Source organism: Sinorhizobium sp. 6-70 (assembly GCF_030124375.1).
Lineage (GTDB): Bacteria > Pseudomonadota > Alphaproteobacteria > Rhizobiales > Rhizobiaceae > Sinorhizobium.
On record NZ_JASKLS010000009.1, the window covers coordinates 78030 to 98641 of the forward strand.

Sequence of the window (20612 nt, forward strand, 5' to 3'; positions counted from 1 at the left end):
TTCCTCGAGCTACTTCTAGCTCCGCCGGGCGGATCGGACGTGAACGTGGAGATCTCGGCGTGAAGTTGGAGGCACTCGGAGGAAGTAATGCAATTCCCTCAGCTTCGAGAGCGCATTTTCGGGTTTTGTTCCTCATATGTGCTTTTGGGATCGCATAATGTATCGACTGGAACCCGCGCCACTGCCAGGGCGCTGCATCCGGTATTTGCCGGATCGGACTCGAGGTTTAAAGGGAAAGCCAACTTCTTGCCAATTTTTGCCAAAGCCGTTATGGTCTTTCGCATGAGCACAATGAACATTTCCCTACCAGACCATCTTAAGAGCTTCGTCGATGAGCAAGTCGCCGGACGGGGCTATGGCACGAGTAGTGAGTATATCCGGGAATTGATACGCCGAGATCAGGACCGTCTCGCGTTGCGCAGACTGTTGCTTGAGGGCGCCTCGTCCGCACAGACTGACCCCGTCGACGCGGATTATTTCACCGCTCTGCGCGATCGAGCTCGTGGTCGGCGCAGCAAGTGAACAACAAAGCGATTGTCCCCCGGGAGCTGGCTCGTAGTGATGTCGCGGCGGCCGTCGATTATTATGCACGCGAAGCTGGAACCGAAATCGCTCTCGGCTTTATCGATGCTCTTCAATCGGCTTACGATTTGATCGCAAACCATCCGGAGTCCGGATCGCTGCGGTATGCATACGAATTGGGATTACCTGACCTGCGGAGCGTCTCCCTGAATCGATATCCCTATCTCGTTTTCTATCGCGACCAGACAGATTATGTTGACGTATGGCGCGTGCTTCATGCCAAACGCGACATCCCTCACTGGATGCCGGATAATCACTGACTTTTGGTGAGGCTGGTTATAGGTGGCGATCGGTTCGAATCCGTTCAAGGCGATCGGTTGCTGACCTACCTTTTAGGAGTTTGAACAGCTACCACGGCGTGGTGGCGTGAGCCGCCGCGTACCTCAGAAGCTTTGTTACGCGCGCGACGCGTGTCCCGCTTTACAATTGCTCGGCGAGGAATAGGATGATTGCGACTTTGGTGAGAAGCGGGAGAGCGGTCGATACCAGGGTAACCATAGACAGGTGGGGAGGAGAAGTTGAGGTCTTTGGTATTGAGCGCGGCCATTGCGGCCTTTCTCCTCGGCGCAGGTTACTCATCAGCGCAAGATTCAACCCCTGCGATCTCGGCGCCGTGCATCGAGATCAAGGCATCCGCCAACACAAACATCGAGGACAAGCGCAAGTCGTTGAATGACGAGGCAGGCGATATAAAGGCGCAGATCGCAAACCTACCTGATGGAAAGGAAAAGACTGCTCTTGATCAGCGTCTGAGACGCATTCAGGAAAAATTGCTCGACCTTGTTTTTGAACTGGAATGCGATCGGTCCGATCTGACAATCCAGGTCTTGCGGGGGCCAAATGATCCACCCACGCAATGGATCGAGTTGACAACGTATTTTGCAACGAACCGGAAATCGACGGGCAATTCGGCGCCCGAGGATTTCTTCGGGACGGAGCGTGCCGGCGATAATCAATACGGCAAAACGATTGTCTCGATCCCTACCGCGCGCAAGCTCGGAGACATGAACCTCCCTAGCGTCTGGCGTTTAGAACTAAGCCCGGATCCTACTAAGCACTTCGTCTTCAAGCAAGTCGTTCCCTTGGATGCGACAAATGCTGTTTCTGAAATTTCCAAGGCGATCTCGCAGAGCAAGAAATCATCCCTTCTCATCTTCGTGCATGGCTACAATGTCAGCTTCGAGGGTGCAGCCCTTCGCACCGCTCAGCTCGCGCACGATCTGTCTTTCCCAGGCGCTGCCATGTTTTTCAGTTGGCCTTCGATGGGCACAACGAAGGGATACTGGCGCGACGAAGAGACCGTGCAATTATCCGAGGCAGCGTTCGATGCCTTCCTGGACAAGGTAGCCGGGTTGGGCGCGTCGGAAGTCTATATCGTCGCACACAGCATGGGTAATCGTCTGGTCACGACCGTTCTGAGGGATCGCGCATCGAAGGGGAAGACGATTCCGAACCTGCGGGAGCTCATGCTCGCCGCTCCGGACATCAACGCAGATATCTTCCGGGAGAAAATCCTTCCCGGTCTTGCTGCGCTCGACGTGCATCGCACGATCTATGCATCCAGTTCCGACGTTGCACTGCGAGCATCGAAGGTCGTGCACGATTATCGCCGCGTGGGTGAAACAGATGGTGGTGTCCTGACCTTCAATGGTTTCGAGACGATCGACGCTACCGCAGTGGCGCCCATCATTCGCGCCTTCGGTCATTCCTATGTCGTGGACAGCGCGAAGGTGCTCGGAGACATAGCGGACACCCTGTATTTGCACTTCAACGCTGATCAACGAAGCCTTCCTAAAGACGGAACGCCGCCTGCACAATGGTGGGTCCTCAAGTGAGCTAGCGGGGACGACAATGTCCAACGTTCGATGCATGTTTGTTGCATCTGTATTCGCGCTTCTCGCATTGCCGGGAGCAGCCCAGGAGACTGATGATCCTGCCATACAACAGGCACGCGAATTCACCAATCAAGGGGCGTATAGGGGATCGCTGTCGATTCTGGATCGAGCCACAACAGTGCGACCGGTAGATCGACGGGCGGTTGCCGCAATTCGAGCAGAAAATTTGCTTGGGCAGGGCCGTTTCGAAGAAGCGTCCGCTTCCGCGCAGGCTGCGCTCGAAGCATCAACAGATCTCTCCAAGGAAGAGCTCGCAGATACGCTTTTGCTCATTGCGCGGATCGCTGTCACGCGCGAGCCTCCTCAGACCGAGGCGCTGGAACGAGCTTTGGTAGCAGCTCTCACGGCCGACGGGCCGGACGGTCTTCGTACCCTAAGGGTTAAGGACCGGATGGCGCTTGCACTCTCAACCGCTCGGGCCGACGAGGCAGAACGCATCGAACGCGATGTCATTGCCAAGGCAGGCTTACTGGGCGGTAAGTCCAAACGCGACTTGCTTCGATTCCAAAACACGCTCGGTGTAATCCTTCTTCGCCAGTCGAAGTTTGCGCCTGCGAGAGACATGCTCAAGGTAGCCTATGAAGGTCGTCGGGGCCTGCTCTCGGAAACACATCCCGAGACTCTGGAAAGTGAGCACAATCTTGGTTTCGCGCTGCGGCGTCTCGGCGAGACCCAACAAGCGGACACGATCCTGGAGGAAGTCCGCCGGCTGCGAATCCAGGTGCTGGGAGCAGACCATCCCGACACGCTCGTAACGCGCTCGCTGATCGTGCGCCAAATGATAGACAAATCGCAATTTGAACCTGCGTTGTCCGAGATGGGCGACATTACAGCCGCACTTACGGCCAGGTTTGGCGCCAAGAACATGCGCACGATCGAGGCAATGTCGGACATGGCAAGTGTTCTCTTCCGCGTCGGACGCGCATCCGAAGCGATCGACATGGGGAACCGCGCCTATTCGCTGGCTGTGGAGGTCGCTGGCGAAAAAATGCCGGCCACAATGAACATTGGACACGAATATGCGGGACTGCTCTATCAGACGGGACGATACGGGGATGCCCTGGCGGTATATCAGCGAATCCTGCGAGCCACTCGAGCGCTGTTCGATGATGAAAATATCGATACGATCGCGACATTGCACAACATTGCGGCCGTCCTTTCTGATCTCGGCAGAAATGACGAAGCAATCGTGGCCTACCGACATATCGACGCGGTTCTCGCGAAGAAACTTCCGGAATCTCATCCCAGCCGGCTTAGCGTACTGAACAATCTAGCTCAGGCGTTGAGGAATGCGGATCGGTACGACGAAGCCTTGGAAATCATCACCCAGGTGGTCGGTCGTCGAACTGCAGTACTTGGCGCGGAGAACCAACTGACGTTGTTGTCACGCAGCAACCAAGCTGCGGTGCTTGACGCGCTGGGCCGGTACTCGGAGGCGATCACTGCTCATCGCGACGTTTACGCCATCAGGGCACGCAAGTTTGGCGAGACGCATCCTGATACATTGAAGAGCCTGCACAATCTTGCCTCGACGCTGGCTGATGCCGGCCAATGGGCAGAAGCCCGGAAGCTTTTCGAGCAGGTGATCGCCCTACGCACCCAGCGCCTGGGCGCCCGCAATATCGATACCGTAGTGTCTATGCGGGGGCTCGCTGGTCTTCTTGCCGCGAATGGAAACCTGGACGAGGCAAGAACGCTTTACCGGAGCATCGTCGACGCCGCTGAGGGGTTACGCAGCGATGGGGGACTACCAGATACATTGCGCAGGAGCTTCTTCTCCACCATCACGCCGGCCTACAAGTCGCTTGCCGTTCTGGAGGCAAGCCATGGAGACTTCGACGCAGCCCTGAGAGCTGCGGAACTCTCCAAAGCACGCACACTCATTGAAACCTCTTCTGTCCGTGGGACGGCGCGCAATGCACTGCCGCAAACCGATCAAGCGGCCCTGTCCGATCTCGAGTTCAGGATCTCGCAGCTCGACGGACGCATTCCGCTCGTCACGGATCTGGTTTTACGTGCCGATCTCGAGGCCGAACGAAATGAGCTGGCGGCCAGCTTTTCGGCGCTCGAAGCAAGCTACCGATTGAAATATCCGCTTTATCGCGAGGCAGCCGATTTCCGGCTTACAGATGCGGACGCCGCTGCTGCGCTGCTTTCCGAAGAAGGAGTGATTCTCGATTTCGTCCAAGCGAGCTCCGATCTGCTCTTAATATGGATCGATGGCAAAGGGCGGAGAGGGGCGCTGGTTCTGCCACCTTACCCAAATTTGCCGGCAACGCTCGAGGCGTATCGCGCAGCGCTGGCCATAGCGGATGGCGTTAGCGGACTTCGCTACCCGCCGCCAGGCATGCCGAGGAAGCTGATCTGGAAGCTTCGGGATGGTTCATACCTGTTGCAATTGGTAGAGGAGGGCGCCGTCGATGGTGCGACACTTGTTAGTGACATCGAGGAAATCAGGAAGGATTTGTCCTCCTGGTTCCTTAGCGCACTCCCCGCAGAAGTGAGAGAAGCGCGCCGTTGGTATGTGAGTCCCGACGGCCCGCTGGCGTCAATTCCGCTCGATACGCTACGCTCCAACGGCGCGTTTCTGATCGAAACCCACGACATTTCTTCCATTCAATCCATCTCTTTGATGGCTCTATCGCGCGATCGGCTCAGGCGATACGCCGGTCTTGACCGATCGCAAATGCTGGCGATTGGAAATCCGCAATACTCCGTGGGGTCTTCTCCAGGTGTAGCAGTGACCGGTATCGATGCTATGACGGCTGCGTCCACTCTGCCGACCGGGCAGGTGTCATGGCCAGACTTGCCAGGTTCAGCGAAGGAATTGCAGGGGCTGGCGTCGTTGTTCGTCTTGAAGCCTGGTCATGACTTGTTTTCCGGGCAAGGCGCGTCCGAGACGAACATCAGGCGGTTGCAGGGAGAGGGCGCCCTACAGCGTTTTCGATATGTGATTTTCTCGACGCATGGATATCTCGACCAGCGCAATCCGGAATTGAGTGGGATCGTGTTGTCGCAGGCAAATCTAGCCGATGGTCAGGATGGCTATCTCAGAGCATCGGAACTTGCGGCCTTCGATTTTCGGAGTGATTTGGTATTCATATCGGGATGTGAGACTGGCGTCGGCAAATGGGTCTCGGGGGAAGGTCTCCTTGGACTTCCCTACTCCCTGTTCGCGGCGGGCAATGCGAGCACCATCCTTACCTTGTGGCCCATTCAAGACGATAGCACAGCTGAATTTGTCGAGCATTTTTTTCGAAAGCTGAAAGACGGAAAAACGCCGGGTATCGCTCTATCGGAGACAAAACGCGAGTTTATACTAGGCGACATCGAGAGCAGGCGCACAGCTATCGTCTGGGCGCCTTTCGTCTACTATGGCGAGTGATTATTTCCGCTCAATATAGTTCTACGTTGCCGACCGCCGTCTATGAAATTGCAGAGACGCGTCGATCTTCACGCATCTGTGTGATCAGACCTAAGCACTTCTCTCAGTGCAACTGTGGTGCAACTGAAGAAATGCAGGGCGCAACACGATTCTACTGGAAGAAATATATATTTCAAGTAGTATCAATCTTGCGGTCGTGCCGCAAGATTGAACGGGAGATCCTGCCTTGCCAAATACGAAACAACCGCCTGCTGCTGGTCCCAAGGTACATCTGATCGAGACAGATGATACTGAGCCGACGGTGAAACTCAAGCCCGGCATGAAGTTCGAGGTTATGGCAACCACCATCACTGACCCCGAACTGAAGCCCGTCAAGAAAGTAGCGGCTCGCCTCTGTGGGGGCACCAATACGTGCTTGGCCCTCATAGAACTTTAGGTTGCTGCGTCGTCGCTGATTTGTTACGGAGGACACGCAGATGGTGTTCGTGCCGTCGCGTTACAATTTCGTTGTCCAAGGCGATGGACCGAGCGCTGCGCTTTTCAACGCTTTCAGCGGTGGCCTCATGATATTGGAGGGCCGAGATGCCGGTGAACTTGGTGCAGTTCTCCTCCAGCCCGGATTGAAGTTTGCAGGGGATGAGTTTTCCCCCGATCTCTTGGCTCGCCTTAGAGCCGGGGGGTACCTGGTGCCTGAATCCCGCGACGAGGTTGCAGAGATTCGCGAGCGCTTCTGGCGTGCCCGAGGAGAGGCTCCGGTCGTGATCACCGTAACGACCACCATGGACTGTAACCTAGCCTGCTACTATTGCTATGAGGAGCGTAGCGCCTCCCGCCTGAAAACGGGTGAGATCGATAAACTGGTCACCCTCGCTCTCGAAAGCGTTGCTGCGAGCCGGCGACCAGCCCTGCACATCGATTGGTACGGAGGCGAGCCTCTACTCAATCTTGAATTTATCGAAAAGGCCTCAATGGCATTGCAGGCAGCGTGTGCGTCGAAGGGGATCGCCTTCGTGTCCTCGATCATCAGTAACGGAAGCTTGTGGCCCGATGATGTCGAAAGTTTTATTGCTCGTCACCGCGTGCGTCAGGTCCAGATTTCATTCGACGGCTTGAAAGCTCACCACGATAAGCGCCGCCGCTATCGGAGGCTGCATCGTCCGACGGGCGGCAGCGCGCAGCCAAGTTCGTTCGACCGCGCCGTTGCGCTTGTCGATCGCCTCGTTACATGCGTTCGTGTTGATCTTCGCTTTAACGTCGACCGCGAGAACTTGGAGGATTTGCTGCCATTCCTCGACTTCGCACGCAGTCGCCACTGGTTTGACGCAGACTTCCCTGCGGTTTTCCAACCGGCCAGACTCGCAGCGTACTCGCAATCCTCAAGCTTCATGCGCCCACTCGAACTCACGATTGCTGAGTTCGATGACGCACGCGCCCAAGTGCGCAAAAACACCGGTGGCATTGCTGCGGTCGAAGAGTCGGAGGTGCCAGACGGCTTCCCGTATCCGAAGACAACGGTATGTGCGGCTTTGGCCGATCACTCAGCGGTGCTCGGCGCCGATGGTTCGATTTATCGGTGCGGACTACAGGTTGGCGAGCAAGGTCGCGCTGTTGGAAATTTGCACGACAACTCACCATCGAGGCGGAAAGGCGCGAGCGTTTTGAACAGCAAGGATGGGGAATGGTGGCAAAGCTTCGACCCTACCCAACAACCAACGTGCTCATCCTGCTCATTTCTGCCAATATGCTGGGGCGGCTGTCCAAAGAAGCACCTCGAGCAGGACCAGCACTCGCTACGTGAACAGGGACGGTATTGGCGAAGCAACTTGCCGCGCCTTATCGCACAGGCGGCCGGGTTCGCATCAGGGCCTCGAGACACTGAGTTCAGTGAAGCTGTACAATTCAGAATCTCGACCGACAGCGTTGATGAACCTCGCTGCTGAGATAGTAGCTCTGCTTAGAGAGCACTATATCGACTCTCAGGCGCTGGACGCTTGGATTCAGGCAGTTGAGCCCACCGATGTCTGCAAGCGACTTCCGGAAATCGGCATTTCGCACACCCACCATCTCAGGCCTGACGAGATAGACTATTTTCATCTTCTGGTCGCCTATTGCGGACTTCCCGGCTTCGCCAAAATAGTTAGGCGCACCTTTCCAGGAGGTGTCCATTATCCGGGCATCGGTATCCTCCCTCGCAAGGGGTCTGAAAACCGCTGGTTCGCATCTGCCATCATGCCCGGTGGCCCGGCCGCACGCGTTGGCTTGCGCGTCGGTGATGAATTGATTGCTGTCAACGGTGCGCCCTATGCGCCGATCACGCCCTTCATTGGCCTTGAGGGCTGCGATTGCGAACTGGTGGCTCGCCGCACGCTCTATGGCGCGAAGCGCCAATTCACGGTCAAGGTGAAACAGACCTCCCCCCGGCGGGCTCTCCCCCGTGCGACACGCGGCAGTATACAGAGGTTTCGCGCGCATGATGGGTCGGCTATTGGCTACATTCGACCCTGGAGCCTCGCAGGCGACCGGCATTGGCGACTCGTCACCCATGCAGCGACCAACGACCTTGCCGATTGCAAACGGCTGATCCTAGATCTGCGCGGTGGAATTGCGGGCTCGTCTCCGGACTTCGCCGAGTTTTTTATTGGGGGGTCGCCAGAGCTCAAGCTTTATCCACGCAGCGGGGCAGCCGTCAGCATCAACAGCCATTGGCGCAAGCCTGTCATTCTGCTTGTCGATGCGACGACCCGCAGTGGCAATGAGGTGCTGGCATTCGCGCTGCAGCGGCATGGCGCGACGATAGTTGGAACCAGAACTGCGGGCGCCGTGGCCGCAGCGCGCCCATTCCTACTCACAGATCGATCGATATTACTGATCGCCACCCACCGGGTCGAAGTAGACGGGACGGACCTGGAGGGTGTGGGTGTCGCCCCAGACATCGCAGTTGAGCCCAAGCTCGAGTATTCGGCTGGCGAAGATCCTATCTTAGAAACCGCACTTGCCCTCGATGCCTAGGGAGGGTGTGGGCAGGAACTGATCGACATTGTCGATCGGTCGGGTAGCTGTGCAGATGACGAAGGGCGGCATGCTGCTATTTTCGAGCACACGGCAACCGTTGGTCGGGGCGGTGGCGATCGAGCAGCAAAGCCGCACAAGCGAGTGAACGGCATTGAAAGTACCACGGCACAATTGCTCTTTCACTGCTTCGACTGCGCCTGCGGAAGAGGCTCCTAACATTGTCATCGGTCTGAGCGCCACGACCGACTCGTTGATTTCGGCGATGGTGGTCTCTTCCCGGGCAGATATGGCAGCAAAGAGCGGCAGCGGTTCGTCGCGCAGCGCCTTGATGGCCCAGAGCGCCCAAATCCATCGACCTCACAACCGTGCGGGATGCCTGGGCCTGGAACATTATGTCATGCAGCTACCGGTTGCTCTGGCCCGCGCAACCGATCGTCTCCGAAACTGTCTTCGGTATGATCGCGGCTTGTCGTGCATGCTTGCTGGCCAACCTCGATCTCAACGCCCGGCAAGTCCTTTGAGCGCCTGCTCGGCGAAACAAGGCGACGTCAGGACAAGTCTTTCGATTAATTCGCTTGTGGTCAGCTCTGGTCGCCGGTAGGCGGCCGCTTGCATCGTGAGCGCCTCCAACACCGCGCTTGGATGTCTCGCGAAGATCTCCGAGAGAAATTCGTCAGGGGTCAAGGCAATGATGCCTTCGGGGATATTGCCGAAATCGCAGATGTTCGATGTGACAATGATCGTCGCTTCGACCGCCACGGCTGCCGCGACGACGTGGCGATCCTTCGGATCATTACGCATCTCCGGCTCTATCTCTTCCCATCCTTCGACACTCGCCTCAGGGAACGCCTCCTCCATGACAGCGCGCAAGGCTTCGGCTCTGGATGGGTCCATGCCGTAGTCGCTGACAAGATTGCGGGTCATTTCTTCAAGAATACGGGTCGACCAGTGAGCCTGAAAACAACCTGCCGCCGCGACCCGCAGCAGCGTATCGCGCAGCAACATGGGAAAGATAGTGTTGGCATGGCCGTATCACATCGCACATCGTCAAACAAAAATCCCACCAAAACCTCGACTGCAGTTCCGGCACTCGAGCGGTCGGCTGCTGCCCGGTTGCGTCGCTTTTGCAGGCGAGTTCCGAGAAGCAAAAAGGGATAGTTCAGGTCGTTGACGCCGATGGAGAGCGCTTCGAACTGCCGCTTGCCTTGGCGGAAGTCATGTATCACGCGGCCGCGCTTCTCGCTGAGGGGCGCCCGGTGACGGTGCTGCCGGACGAGGAGATGCTGTCAACGCAGGCTGCGGCGGATATTCTCAACGTTTCCAGGCAGTATCTGGTGCGTTTGGTCGATAATGGCGAACTCCCAGCAGAAAAGGTTGGCAGTCACCGGCGCTTGAGAGCAACTGATGTTGCGGCTTTCAAGGCAGCTCGAGACGCCAAAAGGTCGTCGGCATTGGATCGGCTGACATCGTTGAGCGAGGATGTCGGCGGCTATGAACTCGAAAGCAAGCGTCGCTGACAGTGAGGCCTGAAGACCCTCATCTCGTTTGGCAGTTAAACGTAAGAATGCGGCCGTTTCTTTCTTTGTTGGCATTTGATTTGAGATTCCGTCGGCTGAGAATCTCAAATTAAGTGCAACTGCGAAGACCTCCGCGACTGGCGCCCGCAGTCCACCACCTCTTCTATAACGTTGCCGAAGCGGGCTTTATTCTCACCCATCATATGGCCACGCAGCATATAAAGCATCTCCGGCCCAGCTCGCTGGACGATGGCCACGCCCGCTAAAAGAGCTGGCCGCAAGTGCAACTGCAAAATCGGGCTTGCTGGGGTCGGAAGTTCCCTAGTTTCCGTCTTTAGGACGTGATCGAGATCAGGAATGACGACGCCGAGCACTCTGTAGCTTGACGGTTCGTAGCGATCGGGGAACGACTTTGGGAACGCGTCGCATCAGTATGAGGCGGGCAATTTCACTTGGCGATACCCAGTTTTGGATACCGTGCTCGGCCTCGTCGTTAAGCATTCCTTCTCCTATCAGCGCAGCATGGTGATAGCCGCTGAAAGGAGAGGGGCGGTCACGCTCGCCAATGGTTTGAAGGCGACCGCCGCAAAGCGGGTGATCCGCCAGCCGGCAAGTTCGCCTCGAAGAACGATGTGCGACCCGTCGACAATTAGGAGACAGCTGCTGCATGATTGCCGAGGCTCGCCGGCAATCAGCCGTCGTGACGATAGCGGCACATTCGTGAAAGTCATGCGGCGGACCGTGGCCGGATCGACCGAGAACATAGAGGCTATGCGGTCGACCTGATCTTCGGTGAGATCTAAATCGGCCGTGCGCAATGACCGCACCTCGGGAAGGCAATGCCGAAGCATGGCTAATGGAGAGATGGCGTAAAACGCGGCGTGCCGGATGATCCACGACGACAGAAGTTCATCCCTGGAGGGAGGGAACCTTACCGGCAATTGCCGTGCGTATATCCCCGTCATGCGAACGCTGCTTCGGCGTCAAATTCCGGTTCCCACTTTTCAATGGCTTCATCGGTAATGCGCTCTTTTCCGCTTTCGATTGCCTCGACAGCCAGGGAGTTGATCATGTGAAAGATGTTGGCCGTGATGCCCTCGGTGATCTGTAGGCTGGCCGTCCATGATCATCCCCGGCGATGCTAATCCCCGCAGCGCGGCGGCGAGCCCGAATGGTTTTTTCTTCGAGCGCTAAAATCTCATCGAAATTCCGATTGGTCAGTTGTTCATTCATGGATTGATCGTTGACCATTGTGAACTCCCGATGTTCCGTCGGTGTGGACTGGCACTGCTGTGTCACCGCAACTGGCTAAGACCCAGACAAGTACGATCAGCCTTTGATGACTAACGGCTGCGTAGGAAGTGCCGTTTGTATAGCCTTGACCCACTTCTCGACTTTGCCGAGTACGCCCCAGCCCCCGACTGTCGCGAATATCGGGAACGCAGCCGTCACTAATTCGCGTCCGATTCCGCCGTCGGTCTGCGTTGCTGCCCCGGCGGTAGCCGCGGCGTTCGTCACCCCGTCTATCAATGGACCAGCCACTGCCGTTATGGGTGCCAACTGCGGAAAGAAAATCGGCAAGATGGTCGTTGCGAGCATGCCGATGACGCCGATCGCAGTCTTGCGGCCGTCAAGTGCGCGTCCGATTGACTTGCCTAATGCGCCATTGACGGGCGTTAGGTCGGGATCGCTCCTCGAAGTGAGCGGATCGTTCATTGCCTTGGGCTCCGACACGGCCGGGTTGACCAATTTTGGCTCGCCAGGGAGCACCGTCCGTATCGCATCACGTAGAAAGATCATGTCCGCTTCGTTGGTGTTGCTGCCCTGCCGAAGAAGCTCTCCGAGTGCCAGAATTTGCTGGAGTGCCTGCGCGCGGTTGATCTCGGTCGGCACCGGCGAGGCCTGCGGAATAACCGCCATGGTCGTTTCCTCCTGTGGAACATCCGTCTGATCGACAAGCAAATAGTAGAAGGTTTCCTGGCTGTGCTTTTTCAGCAGGCCATCGACTAGCGTCTTGAATTCATTCCATTGGTGCGGCGGGACTGTTTGGCAGCCAAGGCTGGAGGTGGTTGTGATGCCGCCGCGGTGGAGATTGATCCAGAAGCGGCGGCCAGGCGAATCTGTATCCTCCCCTGTCTCATCGCGGATAACAGTACAGTTGCTGTCCTGTCGAAAGGCGGGATAAGGCCCATTCTTGCGCGAAAATCCGTGTGGGCCAGGGCGGTATCGGATAGCTTGGCGTGACTTTAATTTGGCAATACCACGACCGAAGCGGCCAGGATCGGTATTGCCGTTGAAGTTGTGCACGCCCTCCGGCTCGACGACGATGATAGCGTCGTCATATACGCCGCGATCGTTGGCACCCTCCTTGCCCATTGTATTCAGGTAATAGCCACGAACGGCTACCACTGCCACTGAGTCGTCGCGCCCGTCCTCGGGGATGAGGTCGTGAAACTTCTGGAGAACGACCCGCGTGACGGCAGCCCCCTGTTTGGGACGCTGAAGCGGAAGAAGCTGCGAGATCGGGTTGGCCAGCAGTTCTTCGGTGGACTGCTCGTCCTCCGAGGCCACCACACCACCGATTAGCGCCTCGACCTGGTCGGCAGTGAAGATCTCCTCGGGGCCGCCCTTGCTCTCCAGGACACGGATTTTCGGATCGCCGTAGTCACCCCTCAAGAACATTGCCGTCTCGCGCTCGCGGCGAGCGACCAGGCCCTCGAGCACCTTGCCTTTACTCTTGTTCCAGCGCGCAAACTCAGTTGCCGCGCCGGCAACATCTCCTGTATTGAGTTTTCGCGTTAATGTGGCGCTCGAAACAGCTCCCGTGTTGAAGTGCCAGGATACGAGTGCATCAAACTGGTGCTGGGAGAGCGTGGCTCTCACTGCGGTCTCGACCTGGTCCTCTGTCTTGGAGAGGTCATTTCTAAATATGTTTATCGCCTCAGTGAGCGAAATGGTCATACCCGAGCGGGGTGACGGCGGACCCGCGGCCGCGGTATGGCCGGCGCCCATTGTCATGGTGCCGGTACCATCGTTATAAGCCGCCAAAACTATCGCCTCTTCGGCAAGCATCGCGCAAATGCCGCGTAGACTTGTCTTCACTTTAGCCTCCCCTCAGTTGAACTGTCCTTTCAACAAATTAAAAGCTGCGCCTCTACCTTTGGACCAGGCCTTCCGCCACCGTCCGCCCGGAAGAGAAGCTGCCATCTGCTTTGCCGACCTGCGCTATCATCCTGGCGCTCGGAATGTTCCCGGCGCCTGGAAAGATCACACTCAACTCGGCTCCTCCGTCCAGATCGTCGACCAGTATCGGGGTTTGCCGAAGCAGCTCGAGGCGCTTTTGTTTCAGGAGCGGTTTTGGCCTGTTTTTGTCATCTTTGGTCGCGTTCGGAATCAATGTCATCGCAGGGATCGTTGGCCCTGCGAACAGTTTCTCCGCGCAGCGTCCATCGGTTCCGATCTTGAGGGTGGCCAAGCCTAGTCCGTAACCTCCGTCTTCGTCCTTCGCGTCGACGATTCGCGAAAAGAGGACAACGGCTTCGTCTCCGACGGCGACCACGATTGGCGGTCTGGCCAGCCACGTACCTTCTAAATTCGGTTTGCATGCCTCAGCGTCCGCTTTGATCAAGGGCGTCTCGCCCGTGTCGTCGCCCCGTAGCTCCGGCAAGCGCCATTGCTTGATTTGCACGTGTCCAGCGCCTGCATCATCTGACTTCCGGATGGCCACTAGCGCCTGGCGCTCGCCTTTCCTGCCCAAGGCGAAAAGGGGTTCGTCATTTTCCTCTATATCGGCGAGCCACACGGAACCGCGCGACCGGCCCGTATCACTCTGCGGCCGTGCAGTCTTGCGCGCGATGCCGATGCGCCGTACGAACGCCTTCGATTCAAAGTCCTTATCCCGGCGTGACCAGGCGAGCAGGGGATCGCGTTCCAGAGGCGACTGGAACACCAAGGGCGCGGCGACATAGTTGCGATAGACGTCGGTCTCTTCTTGTTTGTGTCCGGGAGCTGCTTTCGCAAGCTGATCGGTCACCCGCAACGGTTCCTGCGGCTGATGTTTGCGGCGTAGCGCCGTGCCGATTAGAATGTCACGAAAACAAGGGGCATTAGCTCCGCTTCTGTGACAACTGTTCGTCTGCAGAGCCATCAGGTGAAGCGTATCTGGAGCAGGCTGCCTATCGTGTGCAGGGATCACCTGAGAAAAGCCCCCGTCGTCCGGGCGGGCGGCCGTTCCTACCTCCACGATTGCAATTGAATCTCGATCTCGGCATGTATCCTCGTCGCCGAGCATAGTATCTGTCATGCCGGCCAAGTACAGGCAGTTCCAATCCTCTGTCGCCGCCCGCCCCGGAGCAATTGCCAGAATGCGCCCGCCAGTCTCGCTTAGGCCACGTCTCTGCCACCAGACGAACCAATCTTCCTTTTTGGTGTGGTGCGTCGTGGCGACGACAAGGGGAGCGTTGACGATGTAGGACGGATCGCCCGGCAGCTTCACCAAGAGCGATAGCGGCCCAGCCTCCCCATCCTTGCCTATGACAGCTAGCGAGACAAACATGCCAGACGGCCGCATCGAGAATTTATAGAGAGCCTTGACCCCGTGGAGCTTGCCCTCGGGATCCGATGCGTCCGCAATACGATAGACCGCATAGGAAAGAGATCGAACGGGATACGGGTCAAACTCGAAATATGTCGAAGCCCTGCCGTCGAGCCCCACCTTGTTTTCGAGACCTTGCGACAGTGCATCAACGCGCGGATTCAGCGGGCGAAATGAATCGCTCCCGCCGGCGCGCACGCCGAGCGTCACGAGACGAGCATCGCGGATGCACTTGCTCTGCTTGGCTTCCAGATCACTACCCGGTTCTCGCCTCTCAATATAGTAGCAAAGGCGGAACGCATGCTCCTGGAGCAGAAAGTCGCAATCGGCCTGGGTATAACCGTAGGTGGCAGCTCCATGTCTGTAACAATAGTCATGCGTGGCACATGCCTGCCGCATCTGAAGGCTGATCGCTTCCCGCCCTTCTTCATGGGGAAACGCGAGTTCGGCCAAAAGTTTTGGCAGGCTGCAGCTTAGTCCTTCCCCGCGACCGCCGATGATTTGAACGTCCGTTGAGGAAAAGGAGATCTGGCCAGAGGTTGGGGGCATCTCCTGTTCGGTTGGCATAGCAGCGTTTGCAAGTACCCTGTCGGCGAGCAGGCGCCCAAAAAAGTCCATACGGACGACGACCGCCGCAACGGAAAGACAGACAAGAACACCGATGGTGGCCATGAGCAGATATACGCGGCGCATTGACCCGTACCCCCTCAATTATCCTCACTAGCATGGCTCGGTCGGGTGCGCTGTTTCATCGGGAACAAACCCCGCCGTTCAAGCGACCCCCAATGTGAACTCCTGCCGATCGGTCGTCGCTCAGTAGCCGCTGACATTCTCGACAATCACCTGCGCGGCGCCGCGGTTGTTCCGGTAAAACAGGTCGTAAAGACCGGGTATCCCGAGTGCGGCGTCATTCAGATAAAGATAAAGCCGTCCCGTCTCGCGCGGCGTGAACAGGAATGCTGCGCGCGAAATATTCTCGGGTGCCTCATCCGGTAGCCTGATCGGCGTGACGGCTTGCTCATCGGAGCCGTGGCTCCCGATGCGAGCGACCAATTGAAAGTAAGGCTGGCCCCACCATCTCCTGAGCGGCACGCCAGCGGCCTGGGCAATGGAACTGATCTTCATTCCGGCTGCTCCGGACCGGAGACTGTCGTCCTTCAATGAAGAACCGGGCGGAATATCGAGCGTGATTCTGTAGCGTTCCCCTTTGAGGAGGATCAGATGGGTGTCCCAGCATATAGAGGTCGGGTCGAAACTGTCTGGCGCCGCGCCGATCACTTCTGCTCTCTCTCCAGGGGGGTTATCTTGCGCGCAGAATGCGCCGGCCGCGCTTGCCACGTCGAAGAACGCCTTGTTGATCAGAAAGAGGGCGGCAAGACCAGTTGCGGTGAGCGACAGAGCCGGGAAAATATGTTCACGAAGAGAGTTGTAAATGGCGACCAACTTCGGGTTTGTTCGAACAAACCGGGCAAACCTCAGGAAAGGCGAACTCGTGAATCTTCGGCGCCTGCTAGTGACGCCGAACATGCCGAGGAAGCACAAAAGGGTCGTCACTGCAAAGAACGCTGCCGCAGGCAGAGTGCCGGTGATCAGGGCGGCAGCCGCAGCGATGAGCGAGATCAGGGCCCCGGACGCAGCGAGGCGCTTGTGGCTTTCAGCCCGCTCTTGCGCGAACAGGGTTTGGTCACGCCGCCATCTGCCGCTGCACCAGGCAATTCGGGCGCGATCGGCTATGCGCGTCCGAAGAAAGGCGCTGAACCACATCGTGCCTAGGAGGAAGGCAGCAAGAATAGCCGCCGAGGCCGGGTTGCGTGCGACCGCGTTCAGCCACGGCATGGCAAATCCGGGAGTGAAAAACTCGATGATCCCGGTTAGACGGCCGACGATTGGCCCGGCCCCCTCATCGAGCCTGTCCAGCGGGCCAGATGTTAGATACTCACCGAAAAGCGGATAGAAGGCGGCCACCAGGACCAGGAACAGCAGCGCATAGTAGACGGCGCGGCGCCACCAGATCGTATCATGCATTACAGCGAAGCGCTCGAGCTGATCCTCCTGGCCTCCCAGTTGGCGCTGCCGCAGCTCGGTGAGCGCCGTTTCGGCACGCGCCTGGAGCGGGGTGCTGACTCGTGAAGATGGATCCAGCGCCTGCGACGTTAGGAAGGGCACTACCGTGCCGTCTGGCAATCGAACCCGAAAATCCGACGGCAGCGATACGGGTGCGTAGCCGTCGGGGCCGTCTGCCATGCGAAGCAGAACACTCCAATCGACCAGTGGGACGAAGTGCCCCAGCAGGGTTTTGCTGTCGCGCGGGTGATAGCGGTAAAAGAAGCCAAGATTGGCCCGGCTATCGTAGATGCGGCCGTTTTCCGATGCGAAATCGGTGTATCTCGATACTGTATCGGGCTTGAATTTCAGCCCGGCATCTTGAGCTTCCTCGATCATCCAGCACAGGGGGACATGGGCCAAGCGGTCGTCCGGATAGCCGCCGCCAATATTTGAGTGCACCCCGGCGAACCATACCTGGCAAAGTCGGTCCGGACCAATTTCGTTGCCGTCTGTGTCCGTCGAGCTCCACGGAATAGGGAAAAATGTCCGGCGCTCGTCATCGAGGCTGAGTGCTTGACGGGCCCGCTCGACGCACGGCAGCAGATGAGGTTTCTCGAACGTCATCGGCCAGATCCACCGATTAACTGCTTTGGTCAATTCATCAATCGGGAGGCCGTATGCGGCCACCGTATCCCAAACTCCAACAAAGGCGATCTTCATCTTTTCAGGCGAGCGGGGACCGGTGCGAGGGCGCACATCGTCGTACGAACGGCTGCCTGTAAGCCAATTCCAGCCTCTGATTGAGGCATCTCGCAAGCGTCGCCCGTAGAGCGTCCAAGGCAACCTTGAGGGAAACGCTTTCTCGCGAAACGCCCGATATGCGGCCAAGGCATTCCTATTGAGTTCCTCGTGCGACTGGAAATCCACCAGTCCCTCGCGAGCAACCAGTCCGACTAGTAGACGGATCGTGAACGCGCCACGGCTGAAGCCGAAAACAAAGATTCGGTCGCCCGGTTGATAGTTCAAGCAGAGGAACTTGTAGAGGCCGATGACGCGCCGCTTCACCCCAAAACCGAGCGCAAGGCCGATCACCTCGAATGGCTTGAACGACGAAGTTCCCACCCCGTCGCTGAAGCTGGCAACCTGAACCTGCTCATTGAGATCAAGCGCTTCGTAAAGGCGCCATACATTCGTCTTGAAGAGTTTCGACGCGCTGTTGCCAGTCCCGTCTGCGAGGAGCACGATGTTCTTACGCACGGCATGACGTCCCCACAAAATAACCGATACGATGGTGTCCTACCGGCTGCGCGGGATGGTCGGGCCAACTGTCATTGAGCTTTGACGCGCCACTTTATCTGCGAGGCGAGGCGATTTGTCACGACAAAGCCCCGCCGTTTCGCGTCAGCATCAGCTGCGCGTCTCGGCATTGCTTTCCTCGCATGCGCCTGCGGTGTTGAGGTTGCGCCTTAAACTACGCTGGTACGACGACACGAACGCGGTAGATTGCATCGCGTCAGATGATTAATTTCAGTATATAATAAACTACCAATATATACGCTTCAGATTGCTGTTGTGCAAGGGCCCAACTTTGAAGGGTGCAGCGGCGGGTACAGAGGCAACCAAGGTCCCGGCGGCGGCACCGATGCGGTTGCCACCGTGCACATATTGCCGAGCGCGCCCGATCTCATGCCGCAAAGCGTTAGGTGCTGGGATCCTTACTTCTTGCTCTGGGAGGCATCTTTTGGCCAACCGGTCGCTGAGCCGTACCTCAGCGAATCGCTGGTGAGCCGATGATGCCGGGCGGCATCTTACGTCCAGGGAGCAGATGCCAAGTTCACAGCGTTAGCGATCGTTGCGTGCTGGACCCGTTGCGTTACGGTCCCGTCGTCGTCGTGAGACCATTAGATGATCCGCTAAATTATGCGCTTCGCTGCGTAAGAACCTTAAAAATTTATGGGTGCAAATTGAGGCGCGGGACTTTGTCGTGATCGCCGAAATCTTAATGATACATAACTCCACTTGACGTGTCATAAGTCGAAGAAGTAACGTCAAGTCATACCTTGATCGGGCGCACCAACCACAGCGAAGAAGTGTCTCTTTTTTTGAGAGGGACAGTCAGATGCGGTTTGAGGATCGTCAGCTTGTCCAACTCGCGTCCGAGTCGACGCGCGCGGCTTTTTTTGACAGTGCGGCCCTCGAACGAATTGCGCTCGCCTCTTATGTGATCGATGCAGGCACGCTCGATGCACCCTGGTCAGCCGCCTTTGATGAGCTGGCATTCACGACTACCTTGCCGTCCCGCCAATCCGCTCGGATCGAAACCCGCTGGGATGCATCATCCATGCGTGCCGAAGGGATGTTGGACCTTGAGTCCCAGGATCGCGGTCTTTCAGGGGTCTCGGCTGTATGGCGTGGTGCCGTCATTGGCCGCGGCATGGTCGGAGGTGGCAGGGTCGACGATATCGCCGGCGGATTCCCAAGCCTTGCGGAGGTCGATGCGGCGATCGACTCAGGCGCTGCACCACCGCCAGCCAGCGGGCCGGCGAGGGACGCCGCACGCCGCGATGAGGTCGCGCTGCGGCTCGCAAACGCGATCGGTCGCCCCAATACCGTCAGCGGCGCGGATGTCGCCACACTCGTCGCCGATGAGGGCGCCGCCGATATCGCTTCGTTTCTAGATACTGGCCACGCGGCTCGCAAGCTGGGTGCGCTCTCGGTTCGCTTCGCGTCGGACGCACCGGCGGCGCCGGTCCCGGTCCGACTGGAATTGACCGCAGCAATTCTCATTTTCGACCCTGGCGCTTCGGGCTTCCTGCTCGCTGATACGCTTCGTGCAACCCAACGGGCACAGGACCTGCTCTCTGGCGAAGCCAGCAGCCGAAATGGAACGGCAGGCTTGCGCCGTCGGATCGAGATCTCAGCAATCTGGATCGTGCCTGCGGCCTGGTTCAATGACGCTGACTGGCCCGGCGCCACGGCCGCTGCCCGGTTGGCAGAGGCATCGACCTGGCTGCGAGCCTACGGAATCGCTGTGGTTAGCCGAGCGTAGACATCTACACCCCCGTGCTCCCGGTCGACACGGCAGGCAATCCAGACCGGAGTAAAGGTGCCGCGCGGCGCCATTCATTGGAGGAATAGCATGACAATTGCGTTTCCCTTCATCGACGTAACGATCGACACTAAAGGTCTGCAGCCTGTCGCACAACGCGCGCCCGGCGTCCTGGCCGTAGTCGGCGCATCCGACAAGGGCACTGCCGCGGCCAACGTTCCGACGGTTGTCGGCTCAGTCAGTGAGGCGGCCGCAGCGTTCGCCGAGGTCGACGCGAACGGTGCCGTCACAGGATCCACGGACATCTATGTGGGGCTGCGAGCCGCTCTGCTCCAGTCGCCGCGGCCGACGAAGATCTATGGTGTGAAGGTCGACGGTACCGACTACGCAACCGCGCTCGCCGCACTCGGCGCGACCGACGATGTCACCTTCGTGGCGGTAGCCGGGAAGCCGGCGCAAAAGCCCGCCGGTAACCAGACCGCGATCCTGGGACTCAAGGTCCAACATCCCTTCGGCACGCATGGATGATGCA

14 protein-coding genes and 2 pseudogenes are annotated in these 20612 nt (G+C 58.0%); 10 read left to right on the top strand and 6 right to left on the bottom strand.

What is annotated here, in order from left to right:
• Positions 1–246 precede the first annotated feature (246 nt).
• The 7 genes and pseudogenes from QN222_RS18240 to QN222_RS18270 all read left to right on the top strand — a co-directional run.
• Positions 247–522 (top strand): type II toxin-antitoxin system ParD family antitoxin, encoded by a 276-nt coding sequence (locus QN222_RS18240; protein ID WP_283963140.1) that lies wholly within the window; start codon positions 247–249, stop codon positions 520–522.
• Complete coding sequence (locus tag QN222_RS18245; protein WP_283963127.1) at positions 519–842, top strand: type II toxin-antitoxin system RelE/ParE family toxin; 324 nt, start codon at positions 519–521, stop codon at positions 840–842. The genes QN222_RS18240 and QN222_RS18245 overlap by 4 nt, the downstream gene beginning before the upstream one ends.
• 258 nt (positions 843–1100) lie before the next feature.
• On the top strand, positions 1101–2417 hold the full coding sequence (locus QN222_RS18250; protein WP_283963128.1) for an alpha/beta hydrolase: 1317 nt from the start codon (positions 1101–1103) through the stop codon (positions 2415–2417).
• A gap of 16 nt (positions 2418–2433) precedes the next feature.
• Entirely contained in the window at positions 2434–5862 is a 3429-nt protein-coding gene (locus tag QN222_RS18255; RefSeq protein ID WP_283963129.1) for a tetratricopeptide repeat protein, read from the top strand.
• 476 nt (positions 5863–6338) lie between these two features.
• A complete protein-coding gene (locus QN222_RS18260) occupies positions 6339–7802 on the top strand; it encodes an SPASM domain-containing protein (RefSeq protein ID WP_283963130.1) in 1464 nt (487 codons plus the stop codon).
• Complete coding sequence (locus QN222_RS18265; RefSeq protein WP_283963131.1) at positions 7747–8871, top strand: S41 family peptidase; 1125 nt, start codon at positions 7747–7749, stop codon at positions 8869–8871. Before QN222_RS18260 ends, QN222_RS18265 begins: the two co-directional genes overlap by 56 nt.
• A 380-nt stretch (positions 8872–9251) precedes the next feature.
• A pseudogene (locus QN222_RS18270) lies at positions 9252–9372 on the top strand (EamA/RhaT family transporter); the annotation flags it as partial.
• Here the strand turns inward: QN222_RS18270 and QN222_RS18275 are convergent.
• Positions 9373–9879 carry a PIN domain-containing protein gene (locus QN222_RS18275; RefSeq protein WP_283963132.1) on the bottom strand — a complete coding sequence of 169 codons (507 nt, stop codon included), beginning with the start codon at positions 9877–9879 and terminating at the stop codon, positions 9373–9375. It abuts the pseudogene before it with no gap.
• A gap of 212 nt (positions 9880–10091) precedes the next feature.
• Here QN222_RS18275 and QN222_RS18280 point away from each other — a divergent pair, with 212 nt between their 5' ends.
• Positions 10092–10391 (top strand): excisionase family DNA-binding protein, encoded by a 300-nt coding sequence (locus QN222_RS18280; RefSeq protein WP_284005522.1) that lies wholly within the window; start codon positions 10092–10094, stop codon positions 10389–10391.
• 512 nt (positions 10392–10903) lie between these two features.
• On the opposite strand, the gene QN222_RS18285 is transcribed toward QN222_RS18280, so the two are convergent.
• From QN222_RS18285 to QN222_RS18300, 5 genes and pseudogenes are all read right to left on the bottom strand, one after another.
• Positions 10904–11356: a TniQ family protein gene (locus tag QN222_RS18285; protein WP_283963134.1), complete on the bottom strand. Its 453-nt coding sequence runs from the start codon at positions 11354–11356 to the stop codon at positions 10904–10906.
• A pseudogene (locus tag QN222_RS30330) lies at positions 11353–11502 on the bottom strand (NTP-binding protein); the annotation flags it as partial. The gene QN222_RS18285 and the pseudogene QN222_RS30330, both read right to left, overlap by 4 nt.
• Positions 11503–11720: 218 nt before the next feature.
• Positions 11721–13493, bottom strand: a complete 1773-nt coding sequence (locus tag QN222_RS18290) for a lysozyme (RefSeq protein WP_283963135.1) — start codon at positions 13491–13493, stop codon at positions 11721–11723.
• 52 nt (positions 13494–13545) lie between these two features.
• Positions 13546–15678, bottom strand: coding sequence for a hypothetical protein (locus QN222_RS18295; RefSeq protein ID WP_283963136.1), 2133 nt, complete (start codon positions 15676–15678; stop codon positions 13546–13548).
• Between the two features lie 120 nt (positions 15679–15798).
• Complete coding sequence (locus QN222_RS18300) at positions 15799–18288, bottom strand: DUF2235 domain-containing protein (protein WP_283963137.1); 2490 nt, start codon at positions 18286–18288, stop codon at positions 15799–15801.
• An 862-nt stretch (positions 18289–19150) separates the two neighbouring features.
• On the opposite strand from QN222_RS18300, the gene QN222_RS18305 reads away from it, so the two are divergent.
• On the top strand, positions 19151–20080 hold the full coding sequence (locus QN222_RS18305) for a hypothetical protein (protein ID WP_283963138.1): 930 nt from the start codon (positions 19151–19153) through the stop codon (positions 20078–20080).
• Between the two features lie 90 nt (positions 20081–20170).
• Positions 20171–20608 carry a hypothetical protein gene (locus tag QN222_RS18310; protein ID WP_284005523.1) on the top strand — a complete coding sequence of 146 codons (438 nt, stop codon included), beginning with the start codon at positions 20171–20173 and terminating at the stop codon, positions 20606–20608.
• Positions 20609–20612 lie beyond the last annotated feature (4 nt).

Bases quoted from the DNA above. Each gene is read 5' to 3' on its own strand.
- QN222_RS18255 (WP_283963129.1), top strand. From the start codon at position 2,434: ATGTCCAACGTTCGATGCATGTTTGTTGCATCTGTATTCGCGCTTCTC.
- QN222_RS18260 (WP_283963130.1), top strand. From the start codon at position 6,339: ATGGTGTTCGTGCCGTCGCGTTACAATTTCGTTGTCCAAGGCGATGGA.
- QN222_RS18275 (WP_283963132.1), bottom strand. From the start codon at position 9,879: ATGTTGCTGCGCGATACGCTGCTGCGGGTCGCGGCGGCAGGTTGTTTT.
- QN222_RS18280 (WP_284005522.1), top strand. From the start codon at position 10,092: ATGTATCACGCGGCCGCGCTTCTCGCTGAGGGGCGCCCGGTGACGGTG.
- QN222_RS18285 (WP_283963134.1), bottom strand. From the start codon at position 11,356: ATGACGGGGATATACGCACGGCAATTGCCGGTAAGGTTCCCTCCCTCC.
- QN222_RS18295 (WP_283963136.1), bottom strand. From the start codon at position 15,678: ATGCGCCGCGTATATCTGCTCATGGCCACCATCGGTGTTCTTGTCTGT.
- QN222_RS18305 (WP_283963138.1), top strand. From the start codon at position 19,151: ATGCGGTTTGAGGATCGTCAGCTTGTCCAACTCGCGTCCGAGTCGACG.
- QN222_RS18310 (WP_284005523.1), top strand. From the start codon at position 20,171: ATGACAATTGCGTTTCCCTTCATCGACGTAACGATCGACACTAAAGGT.